The organism is Rhodanobacter sp. sgz306013, from assembly GCF_057031145.1.
Genome location: NZ_JBXCIJ010000005.1, coordinates 106,944 through 131,599, shown reverse-complemented (window position 1 = coordinate 131,599; position 24,656 = coordinate 106,944). Strand labels below are relative to the sequence as shown.

Genomic DNA, 24,656 nt, shown 5'->3' with positions numbered 1-24,656 from the left:
CGCGCCCGGGCGCTTCAGCCGCCGGAGCCGCCTCGGGAATTCTTCCGGCGCAAGCCCGTGGCCCCGCGGGTACGCCGGATGGGTGCGGGCCGCTGCGCGATCAGTCCGGCGGTGCGGCAGTCGATGCGCGGACCTGCAGCTCGTAGGGAATCTGCACCAGTCGCCCCTCGCCGCGTCCGCGCACTTGCTCCAGCAGCTGCTGGGTGGCAAGCCTGCCCATCTCGCGACTGGGCTGCCGCACGGTGGTGAGCGATGGCCAGAGCTGGGTCGCCATTGGCGTGTCGTCGAAACCGCACACGGAAAGGTCGCGTGGCACCTTGAGGCCGATTTCGTTGGCCGTCCACATGACGCCGGCGGCCATGTCATCGTTCGCCGCGAAAATCGCGGTGGGCCGATGTTTCAGGGTGAACAGCTGGCGCGCCGCGACGACGCCCGAGCCGAAGGTGAATCCGCCTTGCACGATGTACTGAGGGTCGACGGAGAGGCCGGCGGCGGTCAGTGCGGCCTTGTACCCGGCCTGCCGCCAGCGGCTGGCGCCGTGGTCGGCAATGCCCACGACGTGTGCGATGCGCCGATGGCCGAGGCCGATCAGGTGGGTGACCAGGTCGTTGGCCGCCTTCTGCTCGTCCATGAAGACGCCGACGACATCCTTGTGGCGCACCGGAGAGATGCAGGCGTGCGCCACGCCGTGCTCCCGCAGCCGCGCCAGCAGCTTGCGGTTGTCGGTGAGCGGCGGCGTCAACACGACGCCATCGACGTGGTGGTCGGCCACCAGGGCGTCGACGCGGCGGACGAAATCCTGTCCGCGCAGGCGCAGCGGGCAGACCATCATGCTGTAGCGGTGGGCTTCGCAGGCACCGAGCACGCCATCCTGGATTTCGGCCAGATAGGTCGACGCGGGATTGTCGTTGTTGTCGTACAGCATCGCGACCAAGAAAGAACGGCTGCCGGCGAGGCCGCGTGCGGCAAGGCTGGGGCGGTAGTTCATCGACTCCATCGCGGCCAGGACCTTCTGGCGCGTGGCTTCCTTGACCGATGGCTCCTCGTTCAGGACGCGGGAGACCGTTTTGGGCGAGACGCCTGTTGCGCGCGCCACATCTTCCAGCCGCACTCGCATGGTGTTTCGAATCTCCTGCCGCTGTCCGGTGACGCGCAATGGCCCGGATATTAGAGCCTGTCCAGGGTCGCCACCTAGTTCGCACCGCCTCGCCGTGGAGGCGCAGGTGGCAGCGCGCTCCCCTGTTCCAGGGGCCGCACCACACCGACGCCGCGCGTGTGGAGATCTTGGACCGGCTCTCAGGCGCGCGCCGCCACCTCGTCGATGCGCCTGAGCATGTCGGCCGGATCCTCGTACACGCGGAACGCCCCGGCGCGGGCAAGCTCGTCCTCGCCGTAGCCTCCGGAGAGCAGGCCGATGCCAAGCGCGCGGGCGCGCCGGGCGGCGAGCATGTCCCACACGCTGTCGCCCACCACCATGGCGCGGTGGATGTCCACGCCCAGCCGCTCGGCGGCGGCGAGGAACAGGTCGGGATCGGGCTTGGCGTGACGCACCTGGTCGCGGGTCACCACCGGCACCTTTGAAGGGTCGACGCCGAGCGCTTCCAGGTTGTGGCGGGCGGTGCGCAGCTGGCCGCTGGTGGCGATCGCCCAGGGAATCTCCTGCGCGGCAAGGTAGTCCAGCAGTTCGCGCGCGCCGGGCAACGGCTTCACCGCGCCCTGCGCGTGCTGGCGGTTGAACGCGTCGGCGTGGGCGTCGTACAGCCGCTGGCGGCGTGCCTCGTCGATCGTCTGCCCCGTCTCGCGCAGCAGCATGTTCGTGAACAGGCCGCCGCTCATGCCGATGCGGCGATGGATGCGCCACACGGAGAGGTCGATGCCTTCGCTGTCCAGCGCCTCCTTCCACGCCAGCACGTGCTGGTAGACGCTGTCGACGAGGGTGCCGTCGAGGTCGAACAGGAAGGCGCTGTCGCGGCGTGGCATGGCGGATCCGTGCGGGGAGTGGGGCGTGGAAGTTTGCGATCGCAGGCGGGCGGCTTCGAAATGTACGGCCAGGGATGGTCGCAAAGATCAGGTCAGGCGCTGGCCTGCGGCGCGCAGGGCGATCGCCGCCGCGCCGAGCAGGCCTGGTTCCGGGTGCACGATGGCCAGCGTGGGCACGCGCTCCATCGTCTCGCGGAAGCGACCCTTGGCCTCGAAGCGTTCGCGGAAGCCGCCGCGATGCAGCCATGGCAGCAGGAAGGGCAGCACGCCGCCGGTGAGGTAGACGCCATCCCAGCCGCCCAGGCTCAGCACCAGGTCGCCGGCGACACTGCCGAAGATGCCGGCCAGCGTTTCCACCGTGCGCACGCACAGTGGATCGCTGCCGTCCTCGGCGTGCGCGGTGATGTCCTCCGGCCTATAGTCCTCGGCCGGCTGCCCGGTGATGTCGGCCAGCGCGAGGTAGAGGTTCACCAGGCCGTTGCCGCAGATCATGCGCTCGTTGGAGACGCGGCCGAAGCGCGCGTTGAGCCGGTGCAGGATCTCCACGTCCTCGGTGGTGTGGGCGGCGAAGCCGGCATGGCCGCCCTCGCTCTCCAGCACGATCCATTGTTCGTCGCGCCACAGCAGGCCGGCCACGCCGAGGCCGGTGCCCGGCCCCATCACCACGAAGGTCTGCGGCTGCGGCCGGCCCAGCGCGGGCGCCCCCAGCGGACCCACCGGCGACAGCGCGTCGGCGGCCAGCAGCGGCACCGCCATGCTTTGCGCCGCGAAATCGTTCACCAGCCGCACCGACTGCATGCCCAGCTCGGCCTGCAGCGCGTGCGCCGCGATCGCCCAGGGATTGTTGGTGACCTTCACCGTCTCGCCGCCGGCGATGCGCCCCGCCGCGGCGATCACCGCCTGCGACGCGGCGTAGCCGGTGTCGGCGAAGTAGCGCCGCGCGGCGTCGGCCAGCGAGGGGAAATCCTTCACCCGGTAACGCCGGATGCTGTCCATGACCAGTGGCGTCGCGGTGTCGGCGCCGGCCAGCGCGAAGCGCACGTTGGTGCCGCCGAGGTCGGCAAGCAGGGTGGAGGGGGTTCCTTGGGGCATCGGGGGAAAAGCCTGTGTGGCATCGCACAAAGGGCAAGCGTGCCTTGTCAGGCCGGTGCCCGTCTACTGTGTGCATACGTATGGTGCGCGAACGGCGGTTCAGGCGTGCCCGTGCCCGGGATGGTGCCTGCCCGGTCGGTGAGGCGGCGCGCCTGCGGCCGGCGGGTTCTGCGCCGCCAGCGCGGCCAGCAGCGCCTGGCCGTCCGGACTGCCCAGCCCGGTGCAGGCGTCCCAGCCCGGGCGGGCGGCGTAGCTGCCGTTGTTGCCCTGGGTGATGTCGCGGAAAGCCGTACCGCCGGCCGCCTGGTACAGCGCCGCATGCACGTCGCCCACCGCGCGGCCCAGCGACTGATTGCAGCGGGCCACCAGCGCGGCCCACAGCGGCGCCACTGCGCTGGTGCCACCGATGATTTCGTCCTTGCCGTCCACCCGCACCCGGTAGCCGGTGAGGGGGTCGGCGTCGCCCGCCACGTCGGGTACGCCGCGGCCTGCGTAGCCGTTCGGCGCCTTCGGCACGCCAGCGCCCTGCTGCCATGTGGGGAGTGCGTAGTCCACGCTGACGCCGCCGCCGGTGGCGCCCTCGTTGGTGGCGGTCTCGTTCCATGCCGTTTCGCCGGTGATCGCAAGGGTGCTGGCGGTGAGCGTGGTGCCGCCGCAGGCCAGCACGCAGGGGCTGGAGGCGGGGAAATCCACATGTGGCTGGCCGTCGCTCTCGCCGTCGCCGGAACCGCTGTCGCCTGACGCGGCGGTCACCGTGACGGCGAGTGCGGCGGCGTCCTCAAGCGCGCTCTGCATCGCGGCGAGCGAGCTGGCGCTCCAGCTGTCCTCGGGCCCACCCCAGCTGATCGAGATGACGGACGGTTTGCGGGTCGCGTCGTGCGCGGCCTGCGAGATCGCTTCGTAGAAGCCCTGGTCGGTATTGGGTGCGAAGTACACCGCGATCGCCGCACCCGGCGCCAGTGCGCCCACCATTTCGATGTCCAGCATCACCTCGGCATCGGCCGCGCCACCGGGGCTGTTCTTGCCGCCGGCCACCGGCACCGCGGTCACCGCCGGCGGGGTGGCGATGCCCAGGGCGGCAAAATAGGTGGCGAGGTCGGTCTTGCGGAAACCGCCCCCCAGCTCGATCAGTGCCACGCATTGGCCGCTGCCGTCGGTGTCCGCGGGAAAGGCGTACAGCTGTCCCACCTGGGGCGGCGTGTAGGTCTGGTTCGGCGTGGCCAGTGCCTTGCGGAAGTGCGGCTTCGCGACGGGCCGGCGATCCAGCCCCAGCACGGCGAGCACCGACGGTGCGATGTCGGCCGGCAGGGCGGGGGCGTGTTCGCAGCCCACCACGTAGCGCCGCGTGCCGGGCATCCGGTAGCGCCCCAGCTGCACGCCGAACGCTCGTTGCAGCGCGTCCACCGAGCCCCTGAGGTGCAGCACGCGCCGGTGCGGATCGCAACCGGTTTCCACCAGGCCGTGTGCGCGGGCATGGTTGCGCAGGCGCTCGATGTCGGCTGGGTCGGCGCCACAGTGCGCGCCGAATTCGCCGCGCGGCCAGCGCGGCGACCGCGGCCATGACGCCGGGGTCGGCGCCTGCCCCATGCGCCGCAACACCACGGTGACCTCTAGTGGTGTGCGGCTGCTGTGCGGTCCGAGGTAACGCGTCCCGGCGGGAAAGGGATGGCCGGCGCGGGCAAGGTGGCGCTCGGTAGCGTTCATGGAGGTGCCTCCCGTGGTGGTCGTGGCGAGCCTGCGCCGAACCGTGTATGCGGGACGTAGGCCAGATGTTGGCGCTTCGTGTGGTGCGGTTGCGGCAAAGCGTCCGCGGGGCCGTGGTTGCGCGGCACGGCGCTAAAATGCCCGGAATCTTCCGCGAGACCGCCCCATGAGCTTTCCCGCCATTCGTCCGCGCCGCATGCGCCGCGACGCTTTCTCCCGCGCACTGATGCGCGAGCACAGCCTGCTGCCCGGCGACCTCGTCATGGTGGCCTTCGTGATCGACGGGGAGGCCCGGCGCGAGGCAGTGCCATCGATGCCGGGCGTGGATCGCCTCTCGATCGACGAGCTGCTGAAGCTGGCCGGGGAATGCGTGCGCCTCGGCATTCCCGCGCTTGCACTGTTTCCCTCGCCGGCACAGGGCGTGAAGAGCGAGGACGCACGTGAGGCGTGGAATCCTGACAACTTGATGCACCGCGCCACCCGGGCCTTGAAGGGGAAATACCCCGATCTGGGCCTGATCGGCGACGTGGCACTCGACCCCTACACCACCCACGGCCAGGATGGCCTGATCGACACGTCGGGCTACGTGATGAACGAGCCCACCGTGGAGGCGCTGGTGAAGATGGCGCTGGCCCAGGCCGATGCCGGCATGGACGTGGTGGCACCTTCGGACATGATGGACGGCCGCGTCGGCGCGATCCGCGAGGCGCTGGAAGAAGCCGGCCACATCCACACCCGCATCCTCGCCTACTCGGCCAAGTACGCATCGAGCTTCTACGGCCCGTTCCGCGATGCGGTGGGCTCCTCAGCCAACCTCGGCAAGGGCGACAAGCACACCTACCAGATGGACGTGGCGAATAGCAACGAGGCCCTGCGCGAGGTGGAGCTGGACATCGCCGAGGGCGCCGACATGGTGATGGTGAAGCCGGGGCTGCCCTACCTCGACGTGCTGCGCCGGGTGAAAGACGCCTTTGGCATGCCTACCTTCGTCTACCAGGTGAGCGGTGAATACGCGATGCTCAAGGCCGCCGCACAGAACGGCTGGCTGGACGAGAAGGCCGTGGTGCTGGAAACACTCACCGCGTTCAAGCGTGCGGGGGCCGACGCCATCCTCACCTACTTCGCGCTGGATGCGGCGCGCTGGCTGCGCGGTGAGTAGCCGCAACGCCTGTCCGAGAATTTCCCTGAAACCGGCCGCGGCGACACCCGCGTGGCATGCAGCATGGGAGTGGGGTTCCACCTGATTTCCCATCCTGACCGTGCAGCCTTGGTCGAGCGCCAGGGCGAAGGAGTGCCATGAAGCCGCGGATCGTGTTGCTGTGCCTGCTGCTTTCTTGCATGAGTGTGCTAGCGAAGGCTGACGTGTGGCAGCCCGCTGCCGGGCACGAGCAGCTGCAGCTGTGGCCGGGTGCGGTACCCGATGCACAGGCCATGCCGGGGCCAGAGACGGAAACCTCGCGGACGGGGCATCTGATCGCCGGCCGGCCCTGGGCGGCGGTGGCCAACGTGAGCCGGCCCACGCTGACCGTCTATGCACCCAAGGCCAAGAACACCGGTACCGCCGTGGTGGTGTTTCCCGGTGGCGGTTTCCAGGTGCTGGCCATCGACCTCGAAGGCACCGAGATCTGCGACTGGCTGACCTTCCGCGGCATCACCTGCGTGCTCCTGAAGTACCGCGTGCCCAGCCTGCCTTACGACTGGCGACGCAAAACCTACCCTGACGATTTTGCGCTGTCGGTGCCTACCCTCCAGGACGCGCAACGGGCGATAAGACTGGTGCGCTTCCACGCGGCGGAGTGGCACGTCGATCCACAGCGGATCGGTGTGATCGGCTTCTCCGCGGGCGGCTTCCTGGTGGCGGAAACCAGCACGGATTTCAGGCGCCAGCTGTACCAGCCGGTGGATGCGGCCGACAAGGAAAGTGACCGGCCGGATTTTGCGCTGGCGATCTATCCCGGCCACCTCACGGACGACGGCAGGACGCCTAACCGCAACGTGCCGGTGACGCGCGAGACGCCACCCACCTTCCTGGTGCAGGCGGAAGACGATTACACGGATGGCGTGGACCAGTCGCTGGTCTACTACACCGCGTTGGCGAAGGCGCATGTGCCGGCGGAGCTGCACCTGTATGCGCACGGCGGCCACGCCTTCGGCCTGCGCCGAACGCCGCAGCCGATCACCGGCTGGCCCGCACTTGCCGAGGCGTGGCTGCGCACGATAGGCGTGTTGCCGCATTGAGCAGGCGTGGCGCAGCCTTCATGGCGCTGCGCCCGTACCTCCGGCAGCTTGACGAAGATGCCCGCGAGATCGATCCGCGTGACCCTGCGTCGCAGCAAATGCTGCTGTGCAGCTTGGTAATATTGTAGGCTTATATGATAATTTTGCGTTCCGCGTGAGGGGGGCTGAGACGAGGCCATCCGGCGTGCACGTTGATGGATAGTCGGCAGTGCTGTGGTTGCCTTGCCTGGGCACGGGCTCCCGTCGCACACATGTCTATTGCAATGATTCGGAATTCCATGCCTCGGGAGATCCGCCCATGAAACGCGTGAACCTGCTCGTCGCCAAGCTGGCCTTGTTGCCGGTACTGCTCCTTGGATTGCCGCTGCAGGCCGCGGCCAGTGCACCGGCGCGGCTTGGCGCCGTTCCGCAGATGGGCTTCAACAACTGGAACTCCACCCATTGTCGCGATGAATTCAACGAACAGATGATCCGCGGCATCGCGGACAAGATGGTCAGCCTGGGTTTGCGTGACGCCGGCTACCGCTACGTCAACGTCGACGATTGCTGGGCTGACTGGCAGCGCGACAAGAACGGTCGGCTGCAGGCCAACCCCAGGCGCTTCCCGGGCGGGATGAAGGCGCTGGCCGACTACATCCACTCGCGTGGCCTGAAGTTCGGCGTCTATTCCAGCGCCGGCACCTCCACCTGCGAGCCGCTGCAGGAGAACCGCGGCTTCCCAGGCGGCCTCGGGCACGAAAAGGAGGATGCCGCGAGCTTCGCCGCGTGGGGTGTGGACTATCTCAAGTACGACAACTGCAACAACCAGAAGATACCCGCCTTGCAGCGTTACACCGCGATGGCGGAAGCGCTGCGCGCGACCGGCCGACCGATCTTCTTCAGCGTATGCGAATGGGGCGAGAACAAGCCCTGGCTGTGGGCCGGCAAGCCGCCGGTGAACGCACAGTCCTGGCGCACCACCGGCGACATCAGCGACAGCTATGCGTCGATGCTGAAAGTCTTCAGGCAGAACGTGCTGCTCGATCGCTACGCAAGCCCCGGGCACTGGAACGATCCGGACATGCTCGAGGTGGGCAACGGTGGCATGACCGACGCGGAATACCGCAGCCATTTCAGTCTGTGGTCCATCATGGCGTCGCCGCTGCTGATCGGCACCGACCTGCGCAAGATCAAGCCGGCGGCGCTGGAAATACTGCTCAACAAGGAAGTCATCGCCGTCGACCAGGACCCGCTCGGCGTGCAGGGGCGCCAGGTGCGCGATGCCAACGGCATCCACGTGATCGTCAAGCCCCTCAAGGACGGCAGCCGGGCCGTGGTGGTGTTCAACGAGACCGACGGTGTACAGGACGTCAACATGGCTCCGGCCGAGATCGGTCTGAAGCCGGGGCGCTACGAGATACGCGACCTGTGGCTGCACCGCGGGCGCAGCGGCGACGGCAGCATCGCGGTCAATCTGCAGCCCCACGCCAGCGCGATGTACCGCATCCGGGCCGGGTAAGCACCGGCCGCGTGGTGGCCGCAGGAGACCTTGGACTCAGTGTCTGCGTTTCGGCCCGGTCAGCCTGATCTCGTATAGCTTCGGCCAGCACTTGCCGGTGACGAACAGGCGGTCATGCTGCGCGTCGTAGGCGATGCCGTTCAGCACGTCGTTGGTGGGGTCGGCCAGCTGTTCCGGCTTGGGGCCCAGCCCGGCCAGGTCGATCCAGCCGACCACCTTGCCGCTGGCCGGGTCGATGCGCGCGATGCGGCTGGTGAGCCACACGTTGGCGTAGATCTGCCCTTTCACCCATTCCAGCTCGTTGATGTTCTGCAGCGGCTGGCCGTCGGCCGTGACGTCGATCTTGCCGGTCTGCTGCAGCGTGTCGGGATCGAGGATGCGGATGGTGGGCGTACCGTCGCTCATGTAGAGCCGCTGGCCGTCGCTGGTGAGCGCCCAGCCTTCGCCGGCGTAGGGGAATCGCGCCAGCGGCTTCAGGGTGGCGAGATCGTAGACGAAGCCTTGCTGGTTCCTCCAGGTGAGCTGGATCAGCTTGTCCTTCCACACCGCGATGCCTTCGCCATAGTCCGGCCAGGGCGTGGGGGACTGTTGCAGCACCTTGCCCGTCCCGAGCTCCACTTTGCGCACGCTGGAGGCACCCACCTGGCCGGTGCTCTCGTAGAGATGACCGTCCAGATACAGCAAGCCTTCGGTGTAGGCTTGCGGATCATGCGGATAGCTGTGCACCACGCGGTAGCCGTACACGGGTAGGTGGCCGTGAGCGCGTGCCGGGGCGGCGGAAGCCAGGGCGAATGCGGCGATGGCGATGGCGATGGCGGCAAGGATTTTCATGGCCGTGGATGATCCCACGCCGTGGCCTGGCGTGGCAGCACAGCAGGTGAATGCGGGCACGTGGAATAATCGGGACCCGCGAACGGAACGGAGTGCACGTGGACAGCCATCATTTCCTGCAGGTTGCCGTGGTGTTCCTGCTGGCCACGGTGATCGCGGTGCCGCTGACCAAGCGTTTCCGGCTTGGCTCGGTGCTGGGTTACCTGCTGGCCGGCATCGCGATCGGTCCCCAGGCGCTGCGGCTGGTGGGCGACACGGCGGGTGTCGCCGCAATCTCCGAGTTCGGCGTGGTGCTGATGCTGTTCGTGATCGGCCTGGAGCTGTCGCCGCAGCGGCTGTGGGTGATGCGTCGCTCGGTGTTCGGCACCGGCCTGCTGCAGGTGCTGTCCACCAGCGCGGTGATCGCCGTGATCGCCTGGCGGCTGCTGGGCCTGGTGCCGGGCGCGGCGATGATCGTGGGCGGCAGCCTGGCGCTGTCTTCCACGGCGTTCGGCCTGCAGATCCTCGGTGAACGCAAGGAGGCCGGCACGGCCTACGGGCGGCAGGCATTCGCGATCCTGCTGTTCCAGGACCTGGCGGCGATCCCGCTGATCGCGGCGGTGCCGCTGCTGGCCAGCAGCACGGCCAGCCACGGCTTCGATCTCGCGGGCACGCTGCGCACGGTGGGCGTGATCGTGGCGGTGGTGGTGGGCGGCCGCTACCTGCTGCGCCCGGTGTTCCGCTTCGTGGCCAAGGCTGACGCGGTGGAGGTGTCCACCGCCACTGCGCTGCTGGTGGTGATGGGCGTGGCGCTGCTGATGGAAGTGGCCGGCGTGTCGGTGACGCTGGGCGCCTTCCTCGCCGGCGTGCTGCTCGCCGACTCGGAATACCGCCACGAACTGGAATCCAACATCGAGCCGTTCAAGGGGCTGCTGCTCGGCCTGTTCTTCATCAGCGTGGGCATGTCAATGGACATCTCGCTGCTGCTGCGCGAGCCCCTGCTGGTGCTGGGCGTGGTGGCCGCGCTGTTGTTGCTGAAGGGCGCCCTGGTGTGGCCGCTGGGGCGCATCGTGGGCGGGCTGGAGCGCGGCGACGCGCTGCGTCTCGCCGTGCTGCTGGCCTGTGGCGGCGAGTTCGCCTTCGTGGTGCTCAAGCTTGCCGACGAGCAGGGGCTGGTCAGCACCCGCCTGCACAACCTGCTGGTCCTGGCGATCACCTTGTCGATGGCGCTGACGCCGCTGCTGGTGGCGGGGCTGGCGAAGCTGCTGGGCGCGAACAAGGTGCGCAAGCCCGCGCGCGATTTCGACACCATCGTGGCGCACTCGCCACGGGTGATCCTCGCGGGCTACGGCCGCATGGGGCAGATCGTGGCGCGTATCCTGCGTGCCGAGGGCATCCCGTTCGTGGCGCTGGACCACTCCGTCGAGCAGATGGACCTGATCCGCCGCTTCGGCCGCTGGAACGACATCTTCTATGGCGACCCCGCGCGGCCCGAACTGCTGCGCGCGGCGCAGGCGGACAAGGCCGAAGTGTTCGTGCTGGCCAGTGACGAACCGGAGTCCAGCCTGCACGTGGCGCGGGTGGTGCGACGCATGTACCCGCACCTGAAGATCGTGGCGCGCGCACGCAACCGTCAGCACGTGTGGAGGTTGATGGACCTGGGCATCGACGAGCCGATCCGCGAGACGCTGTATTCCAGCCTGAAGATGAGCAAGCAGACGCTGATCGCGCTGGGCCTGACGCCCGAACGCGCGGCGGACCGCGTGGAACGCTTCCGGCGGCAGGATGCCGAACTCATCAAGGCGCAGTACCTCGTCTACGACGACGAAGCCAAGCTGGTGCAGACCACGAAGGAGGCGCTGGCCGATCTCGACAGGCTGTTCGAGGCCGACGCCGAGCCGCAGGCGCGCGAGGCGCGCGAGCGCCATCCGGACACGCCGCTGACCAGTCCGGACTGACCTGCCCGCAAGATGCCTTCACCCTGTTCCGCGGCCTGTGCAGGTTTCCGCGGACGCAATTTCCTGCCGTCAACGCGGCCCGGCCAGCGGCGTTTCGACGGACATGCCCAAGCCCGCGCATCCGCTCGTCATCCGCTTCGGTCGCCTCGGCGACACCGTGCTGCTGCAGCCGCTGCTGCACAAATTGCAGCAGCGCTACGGCCAGCCCTGCGACCTGCTCGCGGTCGGCGCGTGGCCGGCGGAACTGTACGCGGACCAGCCCGAGGTGGCCGAGGTGTTCGCCCTGCAGGCGCCGCGTCGGCCGCTGCTGCTCAGCCGCGAGCGCTGGCGTGCGATCGGCTGGCTGCGCGAACGGTTCGAGGCGCCGGTCTACGTCTGCGAGCCGCAGCTGCCCGCGCTGCTGCGTATCCAGCGCATGCTCGGGCTTGCGGGCGTGCCGGCGGGGCATTGTGCATACCTGGGCAGCACGCCGCCATGCGAGGACGAACACGCAGTGGACCACCTGCTGCGTTTCGGCGACGACACGCCGGCCGCGTTCCACGGGCGCTGCGATGCGCTGGCGATCGATCCCGGTGCGGCCCCTCAATTGCGCATCGACGAAGCGGCACGGAGCGATTGCGAGCGCTGGCTGCGCGCCCGCGGCCTGCACGGCCACCCGCTGGTGCTGCTGCACCCGGCGATCAAGCGCAGTCCGCGCTGGAGCGGCATGCGCGCGATCGAGGACGACGACAAGGCATGGCCGGTGCAGCACTGGGCAGCGCTGGCCTGGACGATCCTGGAGACGATGCCCTCCACGCGGGTGCTGTTGTGCGGCAGTCCGCGGGCAGCCGACTGCCTGGAAGATATCCGCGCCATCGCGGCCAGCGAAGCGGTGGTGTCGGTTGCCGACGAATTGCCGCTGTCACGGTTGAAGGCCTTGCTGGCCTGCGCGCACAGCATGGTGTCGGCGGACACGGGCCTGGCGCATCTCGCCGCCGCGCTGGGCTGTCCCTTGGCGGTGATGTTCGACAGCGCGGCGGCCCCGCACCAGGCGCCGCGCGCCGCGCCGGGAGGCGCAGTGACGGTGCTGGGCGGCGCCTCACGCGACTCGCGGGTGGATAACCTCACGGTGGCGCAGGTCGCCGACGCCTGGCGAAGCCTGCCGCCGCGGCAGGCGCGCTGGCGCGCAGTGGCCTGATCACGTCGGCGCCGCCGGTCGATCAACCGGCGCCTGCCGTCACTCTGCAGGCTGGGCCGGCTGGCGCAGGGTCTGGCGTACGCTGGGGATCGCGCTGCTGCGCACCGCCAGTTCGTGGGCAATGTCCACGTAACCGAGCTGGCGCGCCACGTCGGCGGCGGTGCGGCCAAAAGCGTCGGCGGCGGCGCGTTCGGCGCCGCGCGACAGCAGCACGCGGGCCGGCGGCAGCAGCGCGTGTATCGCGCAGGCGTGCAGCGGGGTCACGCCACGCTGGTCGGCATGCGCCACATCGGCGCCGGCTTCCAGCAGCACCGGCACCAGTGCGCCGAGGTGGGTGGCGTCGCAGTCGCTGCCGGGGCGCAACTGGGCGCCGAGCAACAGCAGCAACGCGGTCTTGCCTTCGCCGTCGGCACGGTTGACGTCGGCGCCATGCCTGAGCAGCACGTCGAGCAGGCGGCGTGCGCGCAGGCTGTCGTTGTGCTCGAAGCCGTATTGCGCGGCGGCGTGCAGGGCGCTGTGGCCGCGCGCGTCGACGGCATTGACGTCGGCGCCGGCGGCGAGCAGCGCCTCGGCCAGCTCGGCGCGGCCCATCGCCGCGGCCACCATCAGCGCGGTGCTCTGGTTCGGCAGGCGCTGGTCGACGTCGGCGTTGCGCTCCAGCAGCAGCGCCACCGTGCTTTCGCGGCCACCGGCCACGGCGGCGGCCAGCGGGGTGATGCCGTTCGCCGAGGCCAAAGCGGGGTTGGCGCCGGCGTCCAGCAGGCAGGCCGCGGTCTCGCGATGGCCGGCCCCGCAGGCATGCAGCAGTGCGCTGGCGCCGTGCGCGTCGACGGTGTCGACCGCGAAGCCCAGTTCCAGCAGGCGCTGCACCGCGACCAGCGCGTTGGCCTGCGCCGCGGCGGGCAGGTCTTCGGCACGCAGCAGGCGGCGCGGTCGCGGCCAGGTACCCCAGTCCAGCCAGCGTTCGATCGCCGGGTGCTCCAGCGCAAGGCCGAGCGGCGTCTCGCCGTTGGCATCGGCGGCCTCGGCGTCGGCGCCGTGGGCGATCAGCGCACGCACCAGCGGCAGCGCGGCTTCGCCGTGTTCCAGCGCGGCGGACAGCGGCGTGCGGCCGTCGCGGTCGCGGCAGTTCGGATTGCAACCGCGCGCCAGCAGGGCTTGCAGCAGCTCGCCGTGGCCATTCGCCGCGGCCAGTTGCAGTGGCGTGCGATCGCGCGCGTCCGCGCCAAACGGATCGGCGCCGCGTTCGAGCAGGGCCAGCGGCAGCGCCGCACCTTGCGCGGAGCCGCCCAGCCGCTGCAGGGCCTGGGCGAGTAGGCCGGCGCCGGCGGGCGTGGCGCCGGCCTGCAACAGGTCTTCCACCGCCTCGGTGGCGGCGGGCAGCTGCGGCAGCAGCGCGTCGAAAAGGCGCCGGCCCAGCGGCGGCAGCGCCGCGCGCTCATCGTCGGCGATCACGGCTTCGTCGTCGTGCTCGTCGTCGGGCTGCTGCGCGGCAAGCCTTGCCTCTGCGTCGAGGCCATGGTCCAGCAGCCAGCGCCGGGCCTGGCTCTGGCCGGGTTGGGCGAGGTCGAGGTAAAGCCGGGCCAGCTGCGCCTGCGGCCAGTCGCGCACGCGCGCGGCGAACCCGGAAACGATCGCCCAGTGGCCGAAACGCAGCGCATCGAGCAGATGCGCCGGGGTGTCGGCGCCATCGGCGATCGCCGCATCGCCGAGGCTGGCCGGCAGCGGGGTCTCCGGATCGAGCAGGGCGACCAGGTCCCAGCGACCGGCGGCCGCCGCGTGGTCAAGCGCGCTGCGGCCGTCGCTGCCCGGCGTCTTGGGTTCGGCGCCCAGTGCGAGCAGGGCGCGCACGGTATCGGCGTGGGCGCGCGGCGACTGGCAGGCGAGCGTGAGCGCGTCGCGGCCATGGCTGTCGCGGGCGCGCGCGTCGGGCTGCGCTTCGGCGAGGCGCTGCACGATGCCCACCGCGCCGGCGCGCGCCGCTTCCATCAGCGCGGTGCTGCCGTGGCGGTCGGCCAGAGTGACGTCGGCACCGGCAGCGCAGAGGGCTCGGGCGATCTGCTCGTGGCCTTCGGCGGCAGCGGTGATCAGCGCACTGCGGCGACGCGCGTCTACTGCGTTCACCGAGGCGCGGTGCTTGAGCAACAGCTTCACGCCGGTCGCATCGTCGTCCGCGATGCCGGCGGCGGCGACCAGGGCGGGCTCGCCGTTCGCGGGCGCCGGCTTGGCGCCGCGTTCGAGCAGGAACTTCGCCAGCGGCCAGTTCGCGGCGCGGCAGGCTACCGCGAGCGGGCTGACACCGGCCTGGTCCAGCGCGTTGATCGGCGCGCCGGCATCCAGCAGCATCGCCGCCACCATCGGTTCCTCGCTGAGCACCGCGCCGTGCAGCGCGGTGCGGCCTTCGGCGTCTGCGGCGAGCGGATTCGCGCCATTCGCCAGCAGGGTCATCACTGCTTCGGAGCGGCCGTGCCAGCTGTCGCGGGTGGCGGCGAGCAGCGGGGTGAGGCCGCCACTGGCGCGGTTGACGTCGGCGCCTTTGGCGATCAGCGCGCGCAACAGGCGGGTGTCCGGCAGCAGCGCGGCAAGCATCAGCACCGGGCGCTGGTCGCGGTCCGCGGCGGGCGGCGCGGTGGCCGGGTCGGCGCCGGCTTCGACCAGGGCCAGCGCGCGCTCGACGTCGCCGTCGCGGGTGGCGGCGAGCAGGGCGGCGGCCTGTTCCGGCGTGCCGGCAGTGCGCTCTTGTTCGCTCAGCGGGGTGGCGGCCACCGGCGTGGCGGGCTTGGCGCCGGGTGCATCGGCACTTGCAGCGCGCTGGCGATGGCGGTCGTGCTGCGCGCAAAGCAGGGTGCGCAGCGTGCGGTTGGCAACGATCAGGCATCCCAGCGGCAACAGCAGCACGCCGTACAGCGCCAGCGCCGCGGTGCGGATTTCCGACGGCAGCATGCCATACAGGCCACTCAGCGCGATCGCACCCCAGGAAAGTGTCAACAGGGCCAGCGCCGCGGGCAGGAAGTGGCTGAAGAAGCGTTCCTCGCGTGCGAGGTGGCGGCCGAACATCAGGCTGCGCAGCGTGGCGGTGAAGATCCACGAGCCGTCGTGCCGCGCGGGATAGGCGTCGTCCCACACGAACACCAGGCCGAATGCGGGCCATGGCCGCCACAGCACGGCCAGCGCCAGCACCAGGGTCGCGACCAGCGCCAGCGTGGCTGCGAGGCTGTGCGTCTGCGAGAGCGCGAGCATCGGCCACGCCACCAGCAGGAATACGATCACCGCGTAGCCGGTGAACATCACCAGGTGCGCGGCGCCCCGGCGCAGCACGGTGCGCGCAAAGCTGGGCTCGGGATCGAAACCGATCGCGTGGCAGACCGCGGCCATCGTCAGCGCGTTCGCCAGCAGCAACGGAATCAGGGTCAGCGGGTGGGCGACCAGGCCGGCCAACGCCACGGCGATCAATCCGGGAACGAACCAGGCGAGAGCCTGCAGGAACGGAGGGCGTCGGCGCGATTTGGGCTGGGTCATCGTTACAGTATAGGAACCGTGACGGCCACAGACGGTAACCTCGCGTTAACGCCTCGGCCGGTGCGCTGCGGCACCCGGCGTGGCGAGCTCAGTCCTGCTTCGCGTCGCGCAGCGTGGCGCCGTACGCCGGGTGATTGGAACCGGCCAGTGCGCCCTCCGGTGGCAGTTGCAGGTGCCAGCCCCGTTCGCGTAGATGCGCCAGCACCTGCGCGGCGTCCCCGCGCGGCAGGCGACGCTGCTCATCCAGCGGCAGCTCCAGTGCGAAGCGCAGCTCTCCCAGCATCTCGCGCAGCGGCGAGGGCAGTACGCCGAAGCCATCGCGCTCGGCCAGCCACAGGTAGGTATCGGATTTGCGGCGGCTGGCGTAGACGAAACATTGCATGATCCTGCCCTCGGTGTGTGGCGCAACCGGCCATTATCATGGTGGATACTGATTGCTGCGCCAGCACTTGCAACACCCAGGGCGAGCGGGCACAGTGCGTACACGTATGTTAAACATCCGTATGAATTTCGTGTGATACAGCCGAAACATGCGGGCCGCCCATCCCGATCTGCAGGAGCACGTGATGCACAAGTCCTTCCGTTCCCTCTCGAGCGCCTCCCGTCCGCTGGCGCTGGCCGCGCTGAGCGTGGCCGTTGCAGGCGCCTTGATCGCACCGGGCATGGCGCATGCCAGTGCCTTCCAGCTGAAAGAGAACAGCGCCAAGGCGATGGGACGCGCCTACGCGGGTTCCGCCACGGCCGGTGGCGACGTGTCGGTGGTGGCGAACAATCCCGCGGCGATGAGCGACCTCGACGGTACGTATGTGCAGGCCGACATCACCGCGATCAACTTCAGCGCCAAGTTCAGCGGCAGCGCGCACGACGTGCTGGGCAACCCGATCAGCGGTGGCAACGGCGGCGACGCCGGCACCACGCTGCCGGTGCCGGCGCTGGCCATTTCCACCAAGGTCAGCGACCGGGTGAACCTCGGCATCGCGCTCGACGTGCCGTTCGGCTTCCAGACCGAATACGACAGCAACTGGATGGGCCGCTACGACGCGATCAAGACCAAGCTGCAGTCGTTCGACAGCACGCTGTCGGCCTCGTTCAAGATCAACGACCAGTGGAGCGTGGGCGCCAGCGCTATCGCCGAGCGCACCAATGCCGACCTGACCAACGCGATCAACTTCAACGCCGTGGGCCTGGGCATCCAGCAGGGCATCGGCGCACAGACGCAGGCGGCGGTGGCGCAGATCCAGGCGGCCGCGGCCGCTGGCCAGATCCCGCCGGCGCAGGCTGCCGCGATGATCCAGGCGGCGGTGGCGCAGGGCCAGGCGGCGGCGGCCGGCGTGGCGGCGGTAACCCCGCCGGGCTCGGACGGCCTGGCCCAGGTCAAGGGCAACAACTGGGCTTGGGGCTGGCAGGTCGGTGCGTACTGGAAGCCCACCGCGAATGACCGCGTGGCGCTGGACTATCGCTCGCGCATCACCCACGACATCGATGGCACCGCCAACTTCACCACCACGCCGGGCTACGACCTGCTGCTGGCCAACCCGGCGTTGTCGAGCAGCATCCCGCCGTTCCAGCACACCAGCGGCAAGGCCCGCCTCACCAACCCGGCCGTCGCCACCCTGAGCTACTGGCACCAGGAAGAAAAGTTCGGCCTGGGCTTCGACCTGGCCTGGACGCAGTGGAGCGTGCTGCGCCAGCTCACGGTCAACTACGCCAACCCGGCGCAGCCGACCACGGTGTTGCCGTTCAACTGGCGCGACACCTGGTATGCCTCGGTGGGCGGCGAGTACTACGCCACTGAGAAGCTGACCCTGCGTGCCGGCGTGGCGATCGACCAGGCGCCGATGAATGCCTCGAACCGCGATCCGCGGGTGCCTGACGCCGCGCGTCGCATGGCTACCTTCGGCATCGGCTACAAGGCCAGCGAGCACTTCGAGATCAATGCCTCGTACGCGCACATCTTCGTCAGCCATGCCGGCGTGAATGGCTCCACCAGCGCCACCGGCGACGTGCTTACCGGCAGCTTCGACGACTACGGCAATCTGTTGAGCCTGTCGGCGCAGTACAAGTTCTGACCGCTTTCAGGCCTCCTTTTGACGGCCTGAAAGCATGATCCATGGACGGATCGTTCGCGGGCCGGTCATTTCAGTGATCGACGCGCGGAGCCGGGGCCGGACGCAGTCCGGACTTGGCGGGTCGGCAAAATGCACGACAGCATTTTCCCGGCATCAGGCCAGGGTTTGGGCATCAGATCAGAAAAGGCCTCCCCGTTCGCGCGGAGGCCTTTTTCGTGGACTGCGGGCTTCAGCCGCGCCTGAGCAGCAGACCCAGCACGCGCCGGAAGCGCGCGCCGTAGGGCGGGTTGAGCAGGCCGGCACCGTTCCAGCGCGCCTGGCGGAACACGGGCTTCAGGTGCGAGAACGTGCGGAAGCCGGCCTCGCCGTGGTAACCACCCATGCCCGAGGCGCCGACGCCGCCGAACGGCAGGCCATGCTGGGCGATGTGGTAGAGCGTGTCGTTGACGGTGACGCCACCGGCCACGGTGTGTGCCAGCACCGCGTCGATTAGCGCCCGGTCCTGCTCGAACACGTACAGCGCCAGCGGATGCGGATGCGCGTTCACGTAGGCGATGGCTTCATCCAGCGAGTCGTACGGCAACAGCGGCAGCAGCGGACCGAAGATTTCCTCCTGCATCACTGCCATGCCGTCGTCGATCCCGGTCAGCAATTGCGGCGGCAAGCGGCGCGCCGTTGCGTCGTCGCCGGCCGCTTCCAGCAGCGGATGCACGTGGGCTCCGGCGGCCACGGCGCCATCGCGCAGCGCGACCAGGCGCCGATACTGGCGATCGGAAGCGATGCTGGCGTATTGCCCGCCCTGCGCAGCCTGGGGGTACATCCGTGCGGCGACGCGTCCGGCCACGGCGATGAAATCGGCCACGCGCGCGCGCGGCAGCAGCACGTAATCCGGTGCGACGCAGGTCTGTCCGGCGTTGACCAGCTTGCCGAACAGGATGCGCTCCACCGCGTGCTCGAAGCGTGCGCCGGGGCCGATGATCGCCGGCGATTTACCGCCAAGCTCCAGCGTCACCGGGGTCAGGTTGGCCGCCGCGGCGCGCATCACCTGGCGGCCCACTGCGGTGGAGCCGGTGAACAGCAGATGGTCGAACGGCAGCGCCGCGAACGCCTGCGCGACCTCGGCGTCGCCGGTGACCACCGTCACTTCGTCCGGGCGGAAATAGCGTGCCGCCAGCTCGGCGAACAGCGCGGAGAAGCGCGGCGTGTATTCGCTCATCTTGACCATCGCGCGGTTGCCGGCGGCCAGTGCGTCGATCAGCGGCCCCACTGCCAGGTAGAGCGGATAGTTCCAGGGCACGATGATGCCGACCACGCCGAGCGGTTGCGGCAGCAGGGCGTTGCGCGCCGGCAGGAAGGCGAGGCCGGCGAGCGAGTGCCTTGGACGCATCCAGCGGCGGCCGTGGTGCAAGGTGTGGCGCAGGCCGGACAGGCTCGGGAAGATCTCCAGCAGCTCGGTCTCTTCGGCGGGGCGGTTGCCGAAGTCGGCGTGGATCGCCGCGGCGATCCCGGCCCGGTGCTCGCGCAGCAGCGTCTCCAGCGCGCGCAGGCGCTTCCTGCGGGTGGGCCAGTCGGGCAGCGGCTCGCGCTTGTGCGCAGCGCGAAGCATCGCGAGCTGCGCGGCGAGCGTTGCGGAAGGGTCGTTGCGTTCGGTGCTATTCATGTCGGCCGGGCGCGTGGCGGACGCTGCCGAAAGGGAGCGTGATGGCGCGATCTTGGCACAAGGTGCGCCGGCCGGCCGCGCACTCCCCGCGGCTCCGCTACGGCGCGGCACTTTCGCCGCGGAACCATTGCCGCCTGCTTGCGCCGCCGTGCAGCGCGGGCCACAGCGGGACCCCCCGCGGCGCGCCGGGAAGTGCGCCGCGGGGGACGGGACGGCGCTCAGCGCGCGCCGCCGCCAGCGTAGAGACGCTCGCCGGTCAGCCAGTACGAATCGTCCGAGGCCAGGAATACGGCGACCGAGGCGATGTCCTGGGGCTGGCCGATGCGCCCCAGCGGGGTGATGGCCAGTGCGTACTGCTCGAACTCGCCGCCGATGGCGCCGGCGGCGTGCGTGCCTTCCGTCTCCACCATGCCGGGGTTGATCGCGTTAACGCGGATCTTGCGCGGCCCCAACTCCTTCGACAGCACCCCGGTGATCGCGTCCACCGCGCCCTTGGTGGCGGTGTACACCGCCGTGTGCGCCGGCACGATGCGGGTGACCAGCGAGCCGATGTTGATCACGCTGGCGCCTTCACCGAGGTGCCTGGCGGCGGCCTGGGTGGTCAGCAGCAGGCCAAGCACGTTGACGTCGAACTGCTTGCGGTAATGCTCCTCGCTGATCGCTTCCAGTGGGGCGAATTCGTATACGCCCGAGTTGTTCACCAGCACGTCCAGCTTGCCGAATTGCGCGACCGCGGCCTCGACGATGCCCTGCGCGTCGGCTGCCTTGGACACGTCGCCCTGCACGGCCACGGCCTTGCCGCCGGCCTTGGCGATCTCCGCCACCACGGCGTCGGCGCCGGCCTTGCTGGAAGCGTAGTTCACCACCACCGCGGCGCCCTCGGCGGCCAGCGCCTTGGCGATGGCGGCGCCGATGCCCTTGGAGGCGCCGGTGACGAGGGCGACTTTGCCTTTGAGCTTGCTCATGTGACGAATTCCTTCTGTGCGATGCGGGAGGGGACGTCCGGCCAACGCCGGGTGGTCATGATTCAGTAGTTCGCAACATATGAACTATGGAACCAAGAGTCAAGGGCCGGTAATATCCCCGCATGCGGCCGCTGATCCACCCATCGATCGAAGACGTCACCGTGGAGGGCATCCTGCATGCGCTCTCCGACCCTGTGCGGGCGGCGATCTACGCCAGGCTGGCGGGCCTGAGCTGCGCCGCCACCTGCTCCCACTTCCTGCAGGTCAGCGACCGCAGCATCCCCAAATCCACCCTGTCGCAGCACTTTCGCGCCCTGCGCGAGGCCGGCCTGATCCGCAGCGAGCGGCAGGGCGTCGAGATGCTCAACACCACCCGCTGCGCCGAGATCGAGCAGCGCTTCCCCGGCTTGATCGGCGCCATCCTCAAGGCGCACGCGGCACAGGCCGCGGGGCGGGCGCGCGGTGCCAGGCGCAGGACGTCCGCCGGAGGCAGTCCCGAGGCGGGTTGAAGCGGGCAGGGACGGAGGCTGCCAAGCCGGCGCAGGCAAGGATGCCCCACGCTCCACAGGGAGCGCGGGGCAGGCAGTTACTCGCCGATGGTCAGCAGCGAGGCGTTGCCGCCGGCGGCGGTGGTGTTGATGGTGAGCGTGCGCTCGCCGGCGAAGCGCAGCAGGTAGTGCGGGCCGCCGGCCTTGGGGCCGGTGCCGGACAACGATTCGCCGCCGAATGGCTGCACGCCGACCACCGCGCCGATCTGGTTGCGGTTGACGTAGCAGTTGCCCACGCGGGCGTGGCTGCGGATGTACTCCACCGTGTCGTCGATACGGCTGTGCACGCCGAGGGTGAGGCCGTAGCCGGTGGCGTTGATCTGCTCGACCACCTGCTTGAGCTCGCTGCCCTTCCAGCGCAGCACGTGCAGCACCGGGCCGAACACCTCGCGCTTCAGGGTGGACAGCGCGGGGATCTCGTAGGCGCGCGGCGCGAAGAAGGTGCCGTGCGCGGTGGCGGCCGGGTCGAGCGTTACCTCGGCGATCTTTTTCGCCTCCCGGTCCATGCGCGCGGCATGGTCGACCAGGATCTTCTTCGCGTCCTCGTCGATCACCGGACCCACATCGGTCGAGAGCTGGCCGGGGTCGCCCACCTTCAGCTCGGCCATCGCGCCGGCGAGCATGCCGATCACCTTGTCGGCGATGTCCTCCTGCACGAACAACACGCGCGCGGCGGAGCAGCGCTGGCCGGCGGACTGGAAGGCGGAGGCGATCACGTCCTTGACGATCTGCTCGGGCAGGGCGGAGGAGTCGGCAATCATCGCGTTCTGGCCGCCGGTCTCGGCCACCAGTGCGGCGATCGGCGCGTTGCGCGCGGCCAGCGCGCGGTTGATCGCCCAGGCGGTTTCGGTGGAGCCGGTGAAGGCCACGCCGGCCACGCGCGGGTCGCGGGTCAGCGCGGCGCCGACCACGGCGCCGTCGCCCGGCAGGTACTGCAGCACGGTCTCGGGCACGCCGGCCTCGTGCAGCAGCTTCACGGCAGCGTAGCCGATCAGGCTGGTCTGCTCGGCGGGCTTGGCGATCACGCTGTTGCCGGCGGCGAGCGCGGCGCTGACCTGGCCCAGGAAGATCGCCAGCGGGAAGTTCCACGGGCTGATGCAGACGAACACGCCGCGGCCGTTTAGGAACAGCTGGTTGCTCTCGCCGGTGGGGCCGGGCAACTGCTCGGGCTGGCCGAACAGGCGGCGCGCCATGGTGGCGTAATAGCGCAGGAAATCGGCGGCCTCGCGGATCTCGGCGATCGCATCGGGCAGGCTCTTGCCGGCTTCGCGCACGCACAGGGCGATGAATTCGGCGCGGCGCGCCTCGAGCTGCTCGGCCGCATGCTCGAGGATGGCGGCGCGGCTGGCGGCCGGCAGGCGGTCCCAGTCCGGCTGGGCGGCCACGGCATTGGCCAGGGCCTTGTCCACCAGCGTGGCGTCGGCGCTGACGTAGCTGCCCACGACCTGGCGGCGGTCGGCCGGGTTGGTCACCTGCACGGCGGGGCCGTTGCCTTGGCCGCCCGGCACCAGCGGCGCGGCGTTCCACGGACCGGACTTGACGTTGACGGCTTCGGCGGTGGCCTTCAGTTCGTTGTCGTTGGAGAAGTTGATGCCCATGGAATTCTTCCGCAGTTCGCCAAAGAGGTTGACCGGCAGGGGGATGCGCGGGTGGGGAATGGAGGCGAAGCGGCGCACCGTTTCGCAGGGATCGGCGACCAGCTCGCGCACCGGCAGCGTCTCGTCCACCACGCGGTTGACGAAGCTGGTGTTGGCGCCGTTCTCAAGCAGGCGACGCACCAGGTAGGGCAGCAGATCCTCGTGCGTGCCCACCGGCGCGTACACGCGGCAGGGCACGTTGAGGTTCTGTGCGCCGATCACCTCGGCGTAGAGGTCGGTGCCCATGCCGTGCAGGCGCTGGAACTCGAACGGCCGGCCGCGCGCGATGTGATGCACCGCGGCGATGCTGTGCGCGTTGTGGGTGGCGAACTGCGGGTAGATCAGCTCGCTGCCGGCGTCGAACAGCTTGCGCGCGCAGGCCAGGTAGGAGACGTCGGTGTTCGGCTTGCGGGTATACAGCGGATAGCCGGCCAGGCCCTGCTCCTGGGCGCGCTTGATCTCGGCGTCCCAGTAGGCGCCCTTCACCAGGCGCACGTACCAGCGACGATTTGCCGCACGTGCGGTCTCGATCAGCCAGTCGATCACGAACGGGGTGCGCTTGGAGTAGGCCTGTACCACGATGCCGAGGCCGTTCCAGCCGGCCAGCGAGGGGTGCGCGAACACGTCGCCGATGATGTCCAGCGAGAGTTCGAGGCGGTCGGCTTCTTCCGCGTCGACGGACAGCGCGATGCCCTGGTGCATTGCCAGCTGCGACAGCTCCAGCAGCTTGGCGGTGAGCATGCGGCGCGCGTCCTCGCGCTTGGCGACCTCGTAGCGCGGATGCAGCGCGGACAGCTTCACCGAGATCGACGGCGCGTCGGTGTGGTTGGCGAACGGGCCGCGTGCGCCAATGCGGGCGATGGCGCGGCGGTAGTCTTCCTGGTAGCGCTCGGCGGTCTCGGCGGTGAGCGCGGATTCGCCCAGCATGTCGTAGGAATAGCGGTACACCGCGTATTCCTTCCTGGCGCAGCGGTCCAGCGCCTCGTCGATGGTCTGCCCCATTACGAACTGGTGGCCCATGATGCGCATGGCCTGGCGCACCGCGAGGCGGATCGCCGGCTCGCCGGCGCGACCGGCCAGGCGCTTCAGCGCGCCGGTGAAGTCGCGGCGGGTTTCCTCGGCCAGGTTCACCAGGTGGCCGGTGAGCATCAGGCCCCAGGTGCTGGCGTTGACGAACAGCGACTCGCTCTGGCCCAGGTGCTTCTTCCAGTCCGCATCACCCAGCTTGTCGCGGATCAGCTTGTCGGCGGTGGCCTTGTCGGGGATGCGCAGCAGCGCCTCGGCCACGCACATCAGCAGCACGCCTTCCTCGGAGGAGAGGTCGTACTGGCGCATGAAGGATTCCACCGCGCTCTGGTCCTTGGCGCGGGCGCGCACACGGGTCACCAGGCCGGCGGCGACGTCGATCACCTGCTCGCGCTCGACGGGTGGCAAGGTGGCCTGGGCAAGCAGGTCGTTGACCGCTTCGGTCTCGTCGCGCAGCCACGCGGCGGTGATGCGCGCGCGGGCCGGCTCGGCGCCGGCAGGGAGTTCGGGGCTGAGGATGGGTTGGGTCACGGCGGGGTCGATGCGCTGGGGGGCGGGAAGGGAACGCGCGATTGTACGCCGCGCGCCGCTCCGCCGCCGCAACCGGTTGCCGCGGCGCAGGGTGCGCGGGGGCATGTCGCGCCGCTGGCGAAACCGCGCCGGCAAAACTGACCTGCCTCAAGTCCCTGCGGCATTCTTGCCCCTTGCGCACTTGCGACCTATCATCGAAGCGCTCTTGGCACGCCGGATCTCCATGATCGTGCTACGACCAGCC

General features: G+C 69.7%; 17 protein-coding genes. 7 read left to right on the top strand and 10 right to left on the bottom strand.

Annotated elements, in window-relative coordinates:
* Positions 1–100: 100 nt before the first annotated feature.
* The 4 genes from AC2EWF_RS16950 to AC2EWF_RS16935 form a co-directional block, all read right to left on the bottom strand.
* Positions 101–1,117 carry a LacI family DNA-binding transcriptional regulator gene (locus tag AC2EWF_RS16950; RefSeq protein WP_483640566.1) on the bottom strand — a complete coding sequence of 339 codons (1,017 nt, stop codon included), beginning with the start codon at positions 1,115–1,117 and terminating at the stop codon, positions 101–103.
* Positions 1,118–1,296: 179 nt separating this feature from the next.
* Entirely contained in the window at positions 1,297–1,980 is a 684-nt protein-coding gene (locus AC2EWF_RS16945) for an HAD family hydrolase (RefSeq protein WP_483640565.1), read from the bottom strand.
* Between the two features lie 87 nt (positions 1,981–2,067).
* Positions 2,068–3,072 carry a glucokinase gene (glk, locus tag AC2EWF_RS16940; protein ID WP_483640564.1) on the bottom strand — a complete coding sequence of 335 codons (1,005 nt, stop codon included), beginning with the start codon at positions 3,070–3,072 and terminating at the stop codon, positions 2,068–2,070.
* A 99-nt stretch (positions 3,073–3,171) separates the two neighbouring features.
* Complete coding sequence (locus AC2EWF_RS16935) at positions 3,172–4,776, bottom strand: S53 family peptidase (RefSeq protein ID WP_483640563.1); 1,605 nt, start codon at positions 4,774–4,776, stop codon at positions 3,172–3,174.
* A gap of 166 nt (positions 4,777–4,942) precedes the next feature.
* Between AC2EWF_RS16935 and hemB the strand changes: the two genes are divergently transcribed.
* The 3 genes from hemB (at position 4,943) to AC2EWF_RS16920 (ending at position 8,512) form a co-directional block, all read left to right on the top strand.
* The gene (gene hemB, locus AC2EWF_RS16930) at positions 4,943–5,935 is read left to right on the top strand and encodes a porphobilinogen synthase (protein WP_483640562.1); all 993 of its coding nucleotides are present in this window, start codon (positions 4,943–4,945) and stop codon (positions 5,933–5,935) included.
* Positions 5,936–6,072: 137 nt separating this feature from the next.
* On the top strand, positions 6,073–7,014 hold the full coding sequence (locus tag AC2EWF_RS16925) for an alpha/beta hydrolase (protein ID WP_483640561.1): 942 nt from the start codon (positions 6,073–6,075) through the stop codon (positions 7,012–7,014).
* 298 nt (positions 7,015–7,312) lie between these two features.
* Positions 7,313–8,512, top strand: a complete 1,200-nt coding sequence (locus AC2EWF_RS16920; protein WP_483640560.1) for a glycoside hydrolase family 27 protein — start codon at positions 7,313–7,315, stop codon at positions 8,510–8,512.
* A 36-nt stretch (positions 8,513–8,548) separates the two neighbouring features.
* Here the strand turns inward: AC2EWF_RS16920 and AC2EWF_RS16915 are convergent, their stop codons facing one another.
* Positions 8,549–9,343 (bottom strand): glutaminyl-peptide cyclotransferase, encoded by a 795-nt coding sequence (locus tag AC2EWF_RS16915; protein ID WP_483640559.1) that lies wholly within the window; start codon positions 9,341–9,343, stop codon positions 8,549–8,551.
* A gap of 98 nt (positions 9,344–9,441) precedes the next feature.
* Between AC2EWF_RS16915 and AC2EWF_RS16910 the strand changes: the two genes are divergently transcribed.
* Both AC2EWF_RS16910 and AC2EWF_RS16905 read left to right on the top strand, forming a co-directional pair.
* Positions 9,442–11,280 (top strand): monovalent cation:proton antiporter-2 (CPA2) family protein, encoded by a 1,839-nt coding sequence (locus AC2EWF_RS16910; protein WP_483640558.1) that lies wholly within the window; start codon positions 9,442–9,444, stop codon positions 11,278–11,280.
* 103 nt (positions 11,281–11,383) lie between these two features.
* Complete coding sequence (locus tag AC2EWF_RS16905) at positions 11,384–12,457, top strand: glycosyltransferase family 9 protein (RefSeq protein ID WP_483640557.1); 1,074 nt, start codon at positions 11,384–11,386, stop codon at positions 12,455–12,457.
* A 39-nt stretch (positions 12,458–12,496) separates the two neighbouring features.
* On the opposite strand, the gene AC2EWF_RS16900 is transcribed toward AC2EWF_RS16905, so the two are convergent.
* Positions 12,497–15,976, bottom strand: coding sequence for an ankyrin repeat domain-containing protein (locus tag AC2EWF_RS16900; protein WP_483640556.1), 3,480 nt, complete (start codon positions 15,974–15,976; stop codon positions 12,497–12,499).
* An 88-nt stretch (positions 15,977–16,064) separates the two neighbouring features.
* Complete coding sequence (locus tag AC2EWF_RS16895; RefSeq protein WP_483640555.1) at positions 16,065–16,358, bottom strand: YcgL domain-containing protein; 294 nt, start codon at positions 16,356–16,358, stop codon at positions 16,065–16,067.
* Between the two features lie 184 nt (positions 16,359–16,542).
* Here AC2EWF_RS16895 and AC2EWF_RS16890 point away from each other — a divergent pair, with 184 nt between their 5' ends.
* Positions 16,543–18,045 carry an OmpP1/FadL family transporter gene (locus AC2EWF_RS16890; RefSeq protein WP_483640554.1) on the top strand — a complete coding sequence of 501 codons (1,503 nt, stop codon included), beginning with the start codon at positions 16,543–16,545 and terminating at the stop codon, positions 18,043–18,045.
* Positions 18,046–18,274: 229 nt separating this feature from the next.
* Here AC2EWF_RS16890 and AC2EWF_RS16885 read toward each other — a convergent pair whose 3' ends face one another.
* Complete coding sequence (locus AC2EWF_RS16885) at positions 18,275–19,705, bottom strand: coniferyl aldehyde dehydrogenase (protein ID WP_483640553.1); 1,431 nt, start codon at positions 19,703–19,705, stop codon at positions 18,275–18,277.
* A gap of 218 nt (positions 19,706–19,923) precedes the next feature.
* Positions 19,924–20,670: a glucose 1-dehydrogenase gene (locus AC2EWF_RS16880; RefSeq protein WP_483640552.1), complete on the bottom strand. Its 747-nt coding sequence runs from the start codon at positions 20,668–20,670 to the stop codon at positions 19,924–19,926.
* A gap of 122 nt (positions 20,671–20,792) precedes the next feature.
* Between AC2EWF_RS16880 and AC2EWF_RS16875 the strand changes: the two genes are divergently transcribed.
* Positions 20,793–21,179, top strand: coding sequence for an ArsR/SmtB family transcription factor (locus AC2EWF_RS16875; RefSeq protein WP_483640551.1), 387 nt, complete (start codon positions 20,793–20,795; stop codon positions 21,177–21,179).
* Between the two features lie 77 nt (positions 21,180–21,256).
* Here the strand turns inward: AC2EWF_RS16875 and putA are convergent, their stop codons facing one another.
* Positions 21,257–24,412, bottom strand: coding sequence for a bifunctional proline dehydrogenase/L-glutamate gamma-semialdehyde dehydrogenase PutA (gene putA / locus AC2EWF_RS16870; RefSeq protein WP_483640550.1), 3,156 nt, complete (start codon positions 24,410–24,412; stop codon positions 21,257–21,259).
* Between the last annotated feature and the right edge of the window lie 244 nt (positions 24,413–24,656).